This window comes from Paraburkholderia dioscoreae (genome assembly GCF_902459535.1).
Taxonomy (GTDB): Bacteria; Pseudomonadota; Gammaproteobacteria; order Burkholderiales; family Burkholderiaceae; genus Paraburkholderia; species Paraburkholderia dioscoreae.
The window spans coordinates 4,170,824-4,184,135 of sequence record NZ_LR699553.1; the positions used below are offsets into that span (position 1 = coordinate 4,170,824).

Here is a 13,312-nt window from a genome sequence, read left to right on the forward strand (position 1 = left end):
CCGTAGTCCGATTAGTTGCGGTCGAGGTCGATATCGATACCGAGCGAGCGGATTTCCTTCACCAACACGTTGAAGGATTCCGGCATGCCGGCGTCGATTACGTGATCGCCCTTGACCAGGTTTTCATAAACCTTGGTCCGGCCTGTCACGTCGTCCGACTTCACCGTCAGCATTTCCTGCAGCACGTACGATGCGCCGTACGCTTCGAGCGCCCACACTTCCATTTCACCGAAACGCTGGCCACCGAATTGCGCCTTACCGCCCAACGGCTGCTGCGTCACGAGCGAGTACGGGCCCGTGGAACGCGCGTGCATCTTGTCGTCGACCAGGTGGTGCAGCTTCAGGTAGTGCATGTAGCCGACTGTCACCGTGCGTTCGAACATTTCGCCCGTGCGGCCGTCGTACAGACGCACCTGATTCTTCGACGGCGTCATGCCGAGCTGCTTCGCGATATCGTCCGGGAATGCCAGATCCAGCGCGCGCGACATTTCTTCTTCCGTCGCGCCGTCGAACACCGGCGTAGCGAACGGCACGCCTTCGCGCAGGTTCTTCGCCAGTTCGACGATCTCGTCGTCCGTGAAGCTGTCCAGCTCTTCGGCGCGGCCCGACTCGTTGTAGATCTTGGTCAGGAATTCGCGCAGTTCAGCGATCTTCGCCTGGCGCTGCAGCATTTCGCCGATACGCCAGCCGAGACCCTTCGCGGCCCAACCCAGATGCACTTCGAGAACCTGACCCACGTTCATCCGCGACGGCACGCCGAGCGGGTTCAGAACGACGTCAGCCGGACGGCCGTCGGCCATGTACGGCATGTCTTCGATCGGAACGATCTTCGACACGACACCCTTGTTACCGTGACGGCCGGCCATCTTGTCGCCAGGCTGCAGGCGGCGCTTGACTGCCAGGTACACCTTGACCATCTTCAACACGCCCGGCGGCAGTTCGTCGCCTTGCGTGAGCTTCTTGCGTTTTTCTTCGAACGCCAGATCGAACTGGTGACGCTTCTGTTCGATCGAGTCCTTGATGGCTTCGAGCTGTGCCGCTGCTTCTTCGTCCGCGAGGCGGATGTCGAACCAGTGGTAGTGATCCAGATCTTGCAGATAAGCCTGTTCGATCTTCGTGCCCTTGGCCAGCTTCTTCGGACCGCCGTTCGCGACCTTGCCGTCGAGCATACGTGCGAGACGCTGGAACGCATCGCCTTCCACGATACGCAGCTGGTCGTTCAGGTCGAGGCGATAGCGCTTCAGTTCATCGTCGATGATCTGTTGCGCGCGCTTGTCGCGCTGAATGCCTTCACGCGTGAACACCTGGACGTCGATCACGGTGCCGCTCATGCCCGACGGCACGCGCAGCGACGTGTCCTTCACGTCCGAAGCCTTTTCGCCGAAAATTGCGCGCAGCAGCTTTTCTTCCGGCGTCAGCTGGGTTTCACCCTTCGGCGTCACCTTACCGACCAGCACGTCGCCCGCTTCGACTTCCGCGCCGATGTAGACGATGCCCGACTCGTCGAGACGGCCGAGTTGCACTTCAGCCAGGTTCGAGATGTCGCGCGTGATTTCTTCCGGTCCGAGCTTCGTATCGCGAGCTACGACGTTCAGTTCTTCGATGTGGATCGACGTGTAACGGTCGTCAGCAACCACCTTCTCCGAGATCAAAATCGAGTCTTCGAAGTTGTAGCCGTTCCAGGGCATGAACGCGACCAGCATGTTCTGGCCGAGAGCCAGTTCGCCGAGGTCGGTCGATGCACCATCCGCCAGCACGTCGCCACGCGACACGATATCGCCGACCTTTACGATCGGGCGCTGGTTGATGTTCGTGTTCTGGTTCGAACGCGTGTACTTGATCAGGTTGTAGATGTCCACGCCGACGTCGCCAGCAACGGCTTCGTCGTCGTTCACGCGGATCACCATACGGCCTGCGTCGACGTAATCCACCACGCCACCGCGGAATGCCTGAACCGTCGTACCCGAGTCGACTGCCACCGTGCGTTCGATACCCGTACCGACCACGGCCTTTTCAGGACGCAGACACGGCACAGCCTGACGCTGCATGTTCGAACCCATCAATGCGCGGTTCGCGTCATCGTGCTCGAGGAACGGAATCAGCGATGCTGCCACCGACACGATCTGCGACGGCGCCACGTCCATGTACTGGATGCGGTCCGGCGTGACCATCAGCGTTTCGCCTGCTTCACGCGACGACACCAGTTCGTCGGTCAGCGAGCCGTCTTCAGCCACCGCCGCGTTCGCCTGAGCGATCACGTAACGGCCTTCTTCGATCGCCGACAGATAGTCGATCTGATCGGTCACCTTGCTGTCCACGACCTTGCGATACGGCGTTTCGAGGAAGCCGTATTCGTTCAGGTGCGCGTACAGAGCGAGCGAGTTGATCAGGCCGATGTTCGGACCTTCCGGCGTTTCAATCGGGCACACACGACCGTAGTGAGTCGGGTGCACGTCGCGGACTTCAAAACCAGCGCGCTCACGCGTCAAACCGCCCGGGCCAAGTGCCGAAACACGGCGCTTGTGGGTAATTTCCGACAACGGGTTCGTTTGGTCCATGAACTGCGACAGCTGCGACGAACCGAAGAACTCGCGAATTGCCGAGGAAATCGGCTTCGAGTTGATCAGGTCGTGCGGCATCAGGTTTTCGCTTTCGGCTTGGCCGAGGCGTTCCTTCACAGCACGTTCGACGCGCACGAGACCTGCGCGGAACTGGTTTTCCGCCAGTTCGCCGACGCAACGCACACGACGATTGCCCAAGTGGTCGATGTCGTCCACTTCGCCCTTGCCGTTACGCAACTCGACCAGGATCTTGATCGTGGCGAGGATGTCGTCGTCTTGCAGCGTCATCGGGCCGACGATTTCGTCGCGACCGACGCGGCGATTGAACTTCATACGACCCACCTTCGAGAGGTCGTATGCGTCTTCGCTGTAGAACAGACGGTTGAACAGCGCCTCGACCGCTTCTTCGGTCGGCGGCTCGCCCGGACGCATCATGCGGTAGATCGCGATGCGAGCGGCCATCTTGTCCGCGGTTTCGTCGATACGCAGCGTCGACGAGATGTACGGACCTTGATCCAGATCGTTCGTGTAGAGCGTCTGGATGTCTTTGATCTTCGACTCGCGCAGCTTCTCGAGCACGGTTTCCGTGATTTCGTCGTTCGCGTTAGCGATGACTTCACCTGTGTCGCCGTCCACGACGTTTTTCGCCAGCACGCGGCCGAGCAAATAGTCTTCCGGAACCGAGATGAACTTGGTCTTCGCGTTGTCGAGATCGCGAATGTGCTTCGCGTTGATCCGCTTGTCCTTCTGGACGATCACGTTGCCATCACGGTCCGTGATGTCGAAACGCGCGACTTCACCACGCAGACGCTCCGGAACGAATTCCATTTGCGCGCCTTCCGGCATCAGCGTGAAATTGTCGAACACGAAGAAGTTTGCGAGGATCTGTTCCGGCGTGAGGCCGATTGCCTTCAGCAGGATCGTGACCGGCATCTTACGGCGACGGTCGACGCGGAAGTACAACACGTCCTTCGGGTCGAACTCGAAATCGAGCCACGAACCGCGGTAAGGAATGATACGTGCCGAGAACAGGAGCTTGCCCGAGCTGTGCGTCTTGCCCTTGTCGTGTTCGAAGAACACACCCGGCGAACGGTGCAACTGCGAAACGATCACACGTTCCGTGCCGTTGATGACGAACGAACCCGTCGGCGTCATGAGCGGAATTTCGCCCATGTACACTTCCTGTTCTTTCACTTCCTTAACAACCGGCTTGCTCGGCGATTCCTTGTCGAGCAGCACCAGACGCACTTTCGCGCGCAGGGCCGAGCAGTACGTCAAACCGCGCTGCTGACATTCCTTGATGTTGAATGCCGGCGGCGACAGCATGTAGCTGACGAACTCTAGACGAGCGAACCCGTTATGCGAAACAATTGGGAAAACGGAGGTAAACGCAGCCTGCAGGCCTTCCGGCTTGCGTTGCGTGGACGACGTGTCTGCTTGCAGAAACGTACTGAATGATTCAAGCTGGGTAGCCAGCAGGAAAGGTACTTGGTGAACGATGGGGCGCTTCGCAAAACTCTTGCGAATACGCTTCTTCTCGGTGAAGGAATATTGCATACGATCTCCGAATCACGGCGGGCATTGTTGTCGAGGCAGGATACCTTGATGAGACAACCCGAGTGTTCACCGACTGAGACCCGATGGCCGTCCGATGGCTTGAACGAGCCTAGAAGCTTGGTGGTTGGCCGCTACCAACCGCTGGCTGACGGCAGCGGATGCCTATGTTGCCCGCTACCCGACCAAACTTGCCTTCTGCAGTCGCTTCAGAAGACAAAGAGAAGCGCCGGTCAATGTTGCCGAATGGCGATTTTCTTTGGCCTCTGGGGCATCGGTTATTGCCGAAACTAGCTGGCAAAAACATAGTCCCCACAAAGCACAAAAAGGCCGGCGGTGGAAAACCGCCAGCCTTCGCACAGCGCGCTGAAACTTACTTGATTTCAGCCTTCGCGCCGGCTTCTTCCAGCTTCTTCTTGGCTTCTTCAGCAGCAGCCTTCGGTACCGATTCCTTAACAGGCTTCGGTGCGCCGTCGACCAGGTCCTTCGCTTCCTTCAGGCCGAGACCCGTCAGTTCACGAACCGCCTTAATGACCGAAACCTTGTTCGCGCCGACTTCCGTCAGGTTGACCGTGAATTCGGTTTGCTCTTCAGCTGCAGCAGCAGCGGCGCCGCCTGCCGGGCCTGCCACTGCAACGGCAGCTGCCGACACGCCAAACTTTTCTTCGAACGCCTTGACCAGCTCGTTCAGTTCCAGAACCGACATCGAGCTGACTGCCTCGAGGATGTCTTCTTTTGCGATTGCCATTTGAAATACTCCTAAATTGAATTCGGATACAGCCAGCGATCAATCACGCTCGACTGAAGTGCGTTACGCAGCGGTTTCTTCGCCTTGTTTCTTTTCTGCCAGCGCGGCCAGAGCGCGCGCGAAGCCGGAAACAGGTGCTTGCATAACGTACAACAGCTTGGAGAGCAGTTCTTCGCGACTCGGGATGTTTGCCAGCGCTTGCACGCCAGCCTTATCCATCACCTTGCCTTCGTAGGAACCAGCCTTGATGATCAACTTGTCATTGGTTTTGCCGAAGTCGTTGACGACCTTGGCAGCAGCAATTGCATCTTCCGAGATGCCGTAGATCAGGGGACCAGTCATCTGCTCTGCCAGCGGAGCAAACGGGGTACCTTCGACAGCACGACGCGCCAACGTGTTTTTCAACACGCGAAGGTAAACCTGTTGCTCACGCGCTTTCGCGCGCAGCTTGGTCAGATCGCCAACCGCGATTCCACGATACTCAGCCAGAACCACGGTCTGGGCTTTCGCGACTTGCGCGGCAACCTCAGCGACGACGGCCTGCTTGCTTTCTTTGTTGAGTGGCACGGTTAACCTCCAGATTCGATACACGCGGCGTGCGCCTTGTGTACCGCATTCAATAACGGCGTCCGACCAGTCAGGAGTATTTCGACCGCCCGACATCCGCATTGCTCCGGACATCGACCAGTTTCATCACTACAAAACCTTTTCGGGTTCGCCATCTGCGTTGGCTTTACATTAAGGACTCGCCTATCTGCTGCGTGTCCGCCAACGGTCTTTGACAACCGGCTGCGCAATGCAAACTGCCATTTTCGCAACCGCCCAAAGCCCATAAAACCGCCTCGACTCACGCCGAGGCGATCAAATCTTTTACTGTGCGGCGATCGATGCCTGGTCGACGCGAACGCCAACACCCATCGTGCTCGACAGCGCGACCTTGCGCAGGTACACACCCTTGCTCGTTGCCGGCTTTGCTTTTTGCAGCGCGTCGACAAGAGCGTTCAGGTTGCTACGCAGAGCCGTCGGCTCGAACGAAGCACGGCCGATGGTCGCGTGGATAATACCGGCCTTATCGACACGGAATTGCACCTGACCAGCCTTGGCGTTCTTGACCGCGGTCGCGACGTCCGGCGTAACCGTACCGACTTTCGGGTTCGGCATCAGGCCGCGCGGGCCGAGGATCTGACCGAGCGTACCGACAACGCGCATCGTGTCCGGCGAAGCGATCACGATGTCGAAGTCCAGTTTGCCAGCCTTAACCTGTTCAGCCAGGTCTTCCATACCGACGACTTCTGCGCCGGCTGCACGGGCCTGTTCAGCCTTTTCGCCCTGTGCGAACACAGCGACGCGGACCGACTTACCGGTACCTGCCGGCAGAACGACCGAACCACGGACCACTTGGTCCGATTTCTTCGCGTCGATACCGAGCTGCACTGCGACGTCGATCGACTCGTCAAACTTCGCGCTTGCGCATTCCTTCACGAGCGACAGAGCTTCGTCGATTGCGTACAGTTTTTGACGATCAACCTTGGCTGCAAATGCTTGCAGACGCTTCGAAAGCTTAGCCATTTACACGCCCTCCACGGTGATGCCCATCGAGCGGGCGCTACCAGCGATCGTACGAACCGCTGCGTCCAGATCAGCTGCCGTCAGATCGGGCATCTTGGTCTTGGCGATGTCTTCAGCTTGAGCGCGGGTGATCTTGCCGACCTTATCGGTATGCGGTTTGCTCGAACCCTTGTCGATCTTCGCTGCCTTCTTGATCAGAACCGTTGCCGGCGGCGTCTTCAAAACGAACGTGAAGCTCTTGTCCGCGAACGCGGTGATCACGACCGGAATCGGCAGACCCGGTTCCAGTGCTTGGGTCTGCGCGTTAAATGCCTTGCAGAACTCCATGATATTCAGGCCGCGTTGACCCAGTGCCGGACCGACCGGCGGCGACGGATTGGCTTTACCTGCAGGAATCTGCAGTTTGATAAAGCCGATGATTTTCTTTGCCATGTTGAAAACCTCTTTGGAACACCGCATAAGTACATGCGAGTGTCAGTGAGTAGTAGCGCGCATTCGCCGAAATATCGGCTACTTACGCTCCTCAACGGCCATTGCGCGGACCGTAAGCGCGAAATACGGAACGCACCTGCTGATGCGCTCCGTGGAATTCTGGATTACAGCTTTTCGACCTGGCCGAATTCCAGCTCGACCGGCGTTGCGCGACCGAAAATTGTAACCGAAACACGGACGCGTGACTTTTCATAGTTCACTTCTTCGACGCTGCCGTTGAAGTCGGTAAACGGACCATCCTTTACCCGCACCATCTCGCCCACTTCGAACAGGGTCTTCGGACGCGGTTTCTCCACGCCTTCCTGCATTTGCGACATGATCTTCTCAACTTCACGCGGAGAAATCGGACTCGGACGATTACGCGCACCACCTACGAAACCGGTCACCTTTGCCGTATTTTTCACGAGGTGCCACGTCTCGTCCGTCATTTCCATCTCAACGAGCACGTAGCCCGGAAAGAAACGACGCTCGGTCACCGATTTGTGACCACCCTTCACCTCGACCACTTCTTCAGTCGGAACGAGGATTTGACCAAACTGGTCTTGCATGCCAGCACGTTCGATGCGCTCCTGAAGCGCACGTTGCACGCTCTTCTCCATGCCGGAGTAGGCGTGCACGACGTACCAACGCTTGCCGCTCGGGGATGCCGGAGTATCGCTCATATCATTTCCAACCCAGAATCACCGAGAAAATCGCCCATTCGATGGATTTGTCGCTAACCCAAAGAAAGATTGCCATGACGAACACGAAGCCGAACACTACTAGCGTTGTTTGAGTAGCCTCTTTGCGGGTCGGCCAAACAACCTTACGCACTTCTTTGTACGAGTCTTTGGCGAAAGCGATGAAACCCTTGCCAGGCGCGGAGAGAAGACCGACTGCAACCCCCGCGATCGCACCTACAGCCAAGGCGGCTCCGCGGACGTACCATTCCTGGCCGCTAAGCCAGAAGAACCCCACGAACCCGGCCAAGACCAACAATACGCCCGCGACGAGCATCAGCTTGTCGCCAGATGTATTTACAGTTTCGACGGAAGGATTCGCCATAACACCTTAACGAAGCGCCACATATGGCGCGAGAGTTGGCAGGGGCAGAGGGAATCGAACCCCCAACCTTCGGTTTTGGAGACCGACGCTCTGCCAGTTGAGCTATACCCCTAAACCACTTGGGGTTGACGACACCGCCAACCCCGAAACTACCGATCAACGAGAACTATCTGGCGTTACTCGAGGATCTTGGCAACCACACCAGCACCGACCGTGCGGCCGCCTTCGCGAATTGCGAAACGCAGACCTTCTTCCATCGCGATCGGGTTGATCAGCTTCACCGTGATCGACACGTTGTCGCCCGGCATCACCATTTCCTTGTCCTTCGGCAACTCGATCGAGCCCGTCACGTCCGTCGTACGGAAGTAGAACTGCGGACGATAGTTGTTGAAGAACGGCGTATGACGGCCACCTTCGTCCTTGCTCAGCACGTACACTTCAGCAGTGAAGTGCGTGTGCGGGTTGATCGAACCCGGCTTGGCCAGAACCTGGCCACGTTCCACGTCTTCACGCTTCGTGCCGCGCAGCAGGATACCGACGTTGTCGCCTGCCTGCCCCTGGTCGAGCAGCTTGCGGAACATTTCCACGCCCGTGCAGGTCGTCTTCACCGTCGGCTTGATACCGACAATTTCGATTTCCTCGCCGACCTTCACAACGCCGCGCTCAACGCGACCCGTCACCACCGTACCACGACCCGAGATCGAGAACACGTCTTCCACCGGCATCAGGAACGCACCGTCAACTGCGCGCTCCGGCGTCGGGATGTACGTGTCCAACGCGTCGGCCAGATTCATGATCGCCACTTCGCCCAACTCGCCCTTGTCGCCTTCCAGCGCCAGCTTGGCCGAACCCTTGATGATCGGCGTCTCGTCGCCCGGGAAGTCGTACTTCGACAGAAGTTCGCGAACTTCCATCTCGACCAGTTCCAGCAACTCGGCGTCGTCCACCATGTCGCACTTGTTCAGGAACACGATGATGTACGGAACGCCAACCTGACGCGCCAGCAGGATGTGCTCACGCGTTTGCGGCATCGGGCCATCAGCGGCCGAGCACACCAGGATCGCGCCGTCCATCTGCGCTGCGCCCGTGATCATGTTCTTCACATAGTCAGCGTGGCCCGGGCAGTCGACGTGCGCGTAGTGGCGGTTAGCCGTTTCGTACTCGACGTGTGCCGTGTTGATCGTGATACCGCGCGCCTTTTCTTCCGGCGCCGCGTCGATCTGGTCGTATGCCTTCGCTTCGCCGCCAAACTTCTGCGTCAGAACCGTCGTGATCGCTGCCGTCAGCGTGGTCTTGCCGTGGTCAACGTGACCGATCGTGCCGACGTTCACGTGCGGCTTGGTCCGCTCAAACTTACCCTTGGCCATTTTCGACTCCTAAGAGGATTTTCCGTACGTTGCGCCGGGCGCAAACAATCACCGAGTACTTCTGGTGCCCATGGGCAGGATCGAACTGCCGACCTCTCCCTTACCAAGGGAGTGCTCTACCACTGAGCCACATGGGCGCTACTTTCGTGTTGCTGGAGCGGGTGAAGGGAATCGAACCCTCGTCGTAAGCTTGGAAGGCTTCTGCTCTACCATTGAGCTACACCCGCAAGAATTCATGGATTCCCAACAACTACTACAACTTGCATTCTGGTGGAGGAGGTTGGATTCGAACCAACGTAGGCGTAAGCCAACAGATTTACAGTCTGCCCCCTTTAGCCACTCGGGCACCCCTCCGCAGAGAACTGATGATTATGAGGGAACAACCGACTGTTGTCAAGGCTCGCTTGACTGTCCCAAACCCTAAGCTCTCACTTATATAGTTGTTTGATCACGGCGGTGAACGCAGAAACCCCACCTTTTTGGGGTGGGGTTTCTGTCTGCTGCGGGGGAGCCTGACGATGACCTACTTTCACACGGGTAATCCGCACTATCATCGGCGTGGCGTCGTTTCACGGTCCTGTTCGGGATGGGAAGGGGTGGGACCGACTCACTATGGTCATCAGGCATGACTTGTTGCCGTACTGCCCATGGGGCAATACCGCCAATCGGGAAGAAGTAGTTTCTGGTGATGCTCACCAGAGGGAGATTCGGGGGGTTGTGTTGTTTCTGGCACAACACTGATCTCAACCGTGCGTGGTGTCCTGCCCCCTTCGGGGGTGGGGTCCTGGTAAATGCTGAAGCATCCGCCATGACCGGCACAAAACACACCTGTTATAGGATCAAGCCTTACGGGCAATTAGTATCAGTTAGCTTAACGCATTACTGCGCTTCCACACCTGACCTATCAACGTCCTGGTCTTGAACGACCCTTCAAGGGGCTCGAAGCCCCGGGGATATCTCATCTTAAGGCGAGTTTCCCGCTTAGATGCTTTCAGCGGTTATCTCTTCCGAACATAGCTACCCGGCGATGCCACTGGCGTGACAACCGGTACACCAGAGGTTCGTCCACTCCGGTCCTCTCGTACTAGGAGCAGCCCCCTTCAAATATCCAGCGCCCACGGCAGATAGGGACCAAACTGTCTCACGACGTTTTAAACCCAGCTCACGTACCTCTTTAAATGGCGAACAGCCATACCCTTGGGACCGGCTACAGCCCCAGGATGAGATGAGCCGACATCGAGGTGCCAAACACCGCCGTCGATATGAACTCTTGGGCGGTATCAGCCTGTTATCCCCAGAGTACCTTTTATCCGTTGAGCGATGGCCCTTCCATACAGAACCACCGGATCACTATGACCTGCTTTCGCACCTGCTCGACTTGTCGGTCTCGCAGTTAAGCACGCTTATGCCATTGCACTATCAGCACGATTTCCGACCGTACCTAGCGTACCTTCGTACTCCTCCGTTACACTTTGGGAGGAGACCGCCCCAGTCAAACTGCCTACCATGCACTGTCCCCAGTCCGGATAACGGACCAAGGTTAGAACCTCAAACAAACCAGGGTGGTATTTCAAGGGCGGCTCCACGCAGACTGGCGTCCACGCTTCAAAGCCTCCCACCTATCCTACACAGACCGGTTCAAAGTCCAATGCAAAGCTACAGTAAAGGTTCATGGGGTCTTTCCGTCTAGCCGCGGGGAGATTGCATCATCACAAACACTTCAACTTCGCTGAGTCTCGGGAGGAGACAGTGTGGCCATCGTTACGCCATTCGTGCAGGTCGGAACTTACCCGACAAGGAATTTCGCTACCTTAGGACCGTTATAGTTACGGCCGCCGTTTACCGGGACTTCAATCAAGAGCTTGCACCCCATCATTTAATCTTCCGGCACCGGGCAGGCGTCACACCCTATACGTCCACTTTCGTGTTTGCAGAGTGCTGTGTTTTTATTAAACAGTCGCAGCCACCAGTTTATTGCAACCCCTTCACCCTTCTGGCGCAGGCCAGTCAGGCTACAGGGGCGTACCTTATCCCGAAGTTACGGTACCAATTTGCCGAGTTCCTTCTCCCGAGTTCTCTCAAGCGCCTTAGAATACTCATCTCGCCCACCTGTGTCGGTTTGCGGTACGGTCCTGTTAAACTGAAGCTTAGAGGCTTTTCTTGGAACCACTTCCGATTGCTTCTTCACCTAAGTGAATGGCCTCGCACCCTTGAATTCCGCGCCCGGATTTGCCAAAGCGCCTTCTCCAATGCAAGGACCGGGACTTCCAACACCCGGACAACCTTCCGCGATCCGTCCCCCCATCGCATTTAACAATGGTGCAGGAATATTAACCTGCTTCCCATCAGCTACGCATTTCTGCCTCGCCTTAGGGGCCGACTCACCCTACGCCGATGAACGTTGCGTAGGAAACCTTGGGCTTACGGCGAGGGGGCCTTTCACCCCCTTTATCGCTACTCATGTCAGCATTCGCACTTCCGATACCTCCAGCACACTTTTCAATGCACCTTCGCAGGCTTACGGAACGCTCTCCTACCATGCACATAAATGTGCATCCGCAGCTTCGGTATATTGCTTAGCCCCGTTACATCTTCCGCGCAGGACGACTCGATCAGTGAGCTATTACGCTTTCTTTAAAGGATGGCTGCTTCTAAGCCAACCTCCTGACTGTTTTAGCCTTCCCACTTCGTTTCCCACTTAGCAATATTTGGGGACCTTAGCTGGCGGTCTGGGTTGTTTCCCTCTTGACACCGGACGTTAGCACCCGATGTCTGTCTCCCGTGATTGCACTCTTCGGTATTCGGAGTTTGCTATGGCGTAGTAATCCGCAATGGACCCCACAACCATGACAGTGCTCTACCCCCGAAGGTGATACACGAGGCACTACCTAAATAGTTTTCGGAGAGAACCAGCTATTTCCAGGTTTGTTTAGCCTTTCACCCCTATCCACAGCTCATCCCCTAACTTTTCAACGTTAGTGGGTTCGGACCTCCAGTACGTGTTACCGCACCTTCATCCTGGCCATGGATAGATCACCTGGTTTCGGGTCTACACCCAGCGACTGAATCGCCCTGTTCGGACTCGCTTTCGCTACGCCTGCCCTAATCGGTTAAGCTTGCCACTGAATGTAAGTCGCTGACCCATTATACAAAAGGTACGCCGTCACCCCCTTGCGAAGGCTCCGACTGTTTGTATGCATGCGGTTTCAGGATCTGTTTCACTCCCCTCCCGGGGTTCTTTTCGCCTTTCCCTCACGGTACTGGTTCACTATCGGTCGATCACGAGTATTTAGCCTTGGAGGATGGTCCCCCCATCTTCAGACAGGATTTCACGTGTCCCGCCCTACTTCTCGTACACCCAGTTCTTCCTCGCTGTTTTCGTCTACAGGGCTATCACCTGCTATGGCGGCACTTTCCAGAGCCTTCGACTAACAATGAAGATAAAGAGTACAGGCTGGTCCCATTTCGCTCGCCACTACTCTGGGAATCTCGGTTGATTTCTTTTCCTGCGGTTACTTAGATGTTTCAGTTCACCGCGTTCGCTTCACGTAGCCTATGTATTCAGCTACGGATGACCCATACGGGCCGGGTTTCCCCATTCGGATATCGGTGGATCAAAGCTCGTTTGCCAGCTCCCCACCGCTTTTCGCAGGCTACCGCGTCCTTCATCGCCTGTGATCGCCAAGGCATCCACCACATGCACTTGTTCGCTTGACCCTATAACGGGTGTGTCTCTCTCGAGTCACATGCCGCTACAGGTTGAGTATTCGTGTTGCGCCGTATTCCAAAGCAATCTTTCGATCACCTTTAAAATACATTGATACAATCACAACCCTGATTCACCTACTCAATCACCCATCTCTAAGTGACCTTTCGTGAATCTCTTTACTACTTCTTCCTGATTGTTAAAGAACGACAGCCGATATCGCGATTGCCATAACCGCGTATCACTCTGACTGGCTCAATCGCCAATGCAC

Annotated in this window: 8 protein-coding genes, 4 tRNA genes and 2 rRNA genes; all 14 read right to left on the reverse strand. The window is 56.6% G+C overall.

The annotated features are described in order from the left end of the window. Positions 1 to 11: 11 nt before the first annotated feature. A complete protein-coding gene (gene rpoB / locus PDMSB3_RS18895; protein WP_165187159.1) occupies positions 12 to 4,118 on the reverse strand; it encodes a DNA-directed RNA polymerase subunit beta in 4,107 nt (1,368 codons plus the stop codon). A 370-nt stretch (positions 4,119 to 4,488) separates the two neighbouring features. Continuing rightward, the gene (gene rplL, locus PDMSB3_RS18900; RefSeq protein WP_007180143.1) at positions 4,489 to 4,863 is read right to left on the reverse strand and encodes a 50S ribosomal protein L7/L12; all 375 of its coding nucleotides are present in this window, start codon (positions 4,861 to 4,863) and stop codon (positions 4,489 to 4,491) included. A 63-nt stretch (positions 4,864 to 4,926) separates the two neighbouring features. Next, complete coding sequence (gene rplJ / locus PDMSB3_RS18905) at positions 4,927 to 5,430, reverse strand: 50S ribosomal protein L10 (protein WP_007180144.1); 504 nt, start codon at positions 5,428 to 5,430, stop codon at positions 4,927 to 4,929. A gap of 303 nt (positions 5,431 to 5,733) precedes the next feature. After that, entirely contained in the window at positions 5,734 to 6,432 is a 699-nt protein-coding gene (gene rplA, locus PDMSB3_RS18910; protein WP_007180145.1) for a 50S ribosomal protein L1, read from the reverse strand. Next, the gene (rplK, locus tag PDMSB3_RS18915; RefSeq protein WP_007180146.1) at positions 6,433 to 6,864 is read right to left on the reverse strand and encodes a 50S ribosomal protein L11; all 432 of its coding nucleotides are present in this window, start codon (positions 6,862 to 6,864) and stop codon (positions 6,433 to 6,435) included. A gap of 164 nt (positions 6,865 to 7,028) precedes the next feature. Beyond that, complete coding sequence (nusG, locus tag PDMSB3_RS18920; RefSeq protein ID WP_007180147.1) at positions 7,029 to 7,586, reverse strand: transcription termination/antitermination protein NusG; 558 nt, start codon at positions 7,584 to 7,586, stop codon at positions 7,029 to 7,031. Position 7,587: 1 nt separating this feature from the next. Next, positions 7,588 to 7,968, reverse strand: coding sequence for a preprotein translocase subunit SecE (gene secE / locus PDMSB3_RS18925; protein ID WP_011490062.1), 381 nt, complete (start codon positions 7,966 to 7,968; stop codon positions 7,588 to 7,590). A 36-nt stretch (positions 7,969 to 8,004) separates the two neighbouring features. After that, positions 8,005 to 8,080 (reverse strand) — tRNA-Trp (locus PDMSB3_RS18930). Between the two features lie 64 nt (positions 8,081 to 8,144). Further along, positions 8,145 to 9,335 carry an elongation factor Tu gene (gene tuf / locus PDMSB3_RS18935; protein WP_007180138.1) on the reverse strand — a complete coding sequence of 397 codons (1,191 nt, stop codon included), beginning with the start codon at positions 9,333 to 9,335 and terminating at the stop codon, positions 8,145 to 8,147. Positions 9,336 to 9,397: 62 nt separating this feature from the next. Then, positions 9,398 to 9,472: transfer RNA gene (locus PDMSB3_RS18940), tRNA-Thr, on the reverse strand. A gap of 16 nt (positions 9,473 to 9,488) precedes the next feature. Continuing rightward, positions 9,489 to 9,562, reverse strand: a tRNA-Gly gene (locus PDMSB3_RS18945). Between the two features lie 41 nt (positions 9,563 to 9,603). Beyond that, positions 9,604 to 9,689 (reverse strand) — tRNA-Tyr (locus tag PDMSB3_RS18950). A 156-nt stretch (positions 9,690 to 9,845) separates the two neighbouring features. Next, positions 9,846 to 9,959, reverse strand: a 5S ribosomal RNA gene (gene rrf / locus PDMSB3_RS18955). 211 nt (positions 9,960 to 10,170) lie between these two features. Beyond that, positions 10,171 to 13,052 (reverse strand): 23S ribosomal RNA (locus PDMSB3_RS18960). Positions 13,053 to 13,312 lie beyond the last annotated feature (260 nt).

Excerpts from the sequence above, each read along its gene's own strand:
- rpoB (WP_165187159.1), bottom strand. The coding sequence starts at position 4,118 with ATGCAATATTCCTTCACCGAGAAGAAGCGTATTCGCAAGAGTTTTGCG.
- rplL (WP_007180143.1), bottom strand. The coding sequence starts at position 4,863 with ATGGCAATCGCAAAAGAAGACATCCTCGAGGCAGTCAGCTCGATGTCG.
- rplA (WP_007180145.1), bottom strand. The coding sequence starts at position 6,432 with ATGGCTAAGCTTTCGAAGCGTCTGCAAGCATTTGCAGCCAAGGTTGAT.
- rplK (WP_007180146.1), bottom strand. The coding sequence starts at position 6,864 with ATGGCAAAGAAAATCATCGGCTTTATCAAACTGCAGATTCCTGCAGGT.
- nusG (WP_007180147.1), bottom strand. The coding sequence starts at position 7,586 with ATGAGCGATACTCCGGCATCCCCGAGCGGCAAGCGTTGGTACGTCGTG.
- secE (WP_011490062.1), bottom strand. The coding sequence starts at position 7,968 with ATGGCGAATCCTTCCGTCGAAACTGTAAATACATCTGGCGACAAGCTG.
- tuf (WP_007180138.1), bottom strand. The coding sequence starts at position 9,335 with ATGGCCAAGGGTAAGTTTGAGCGGACCAAGCCGCACGTGAACGTCGGC.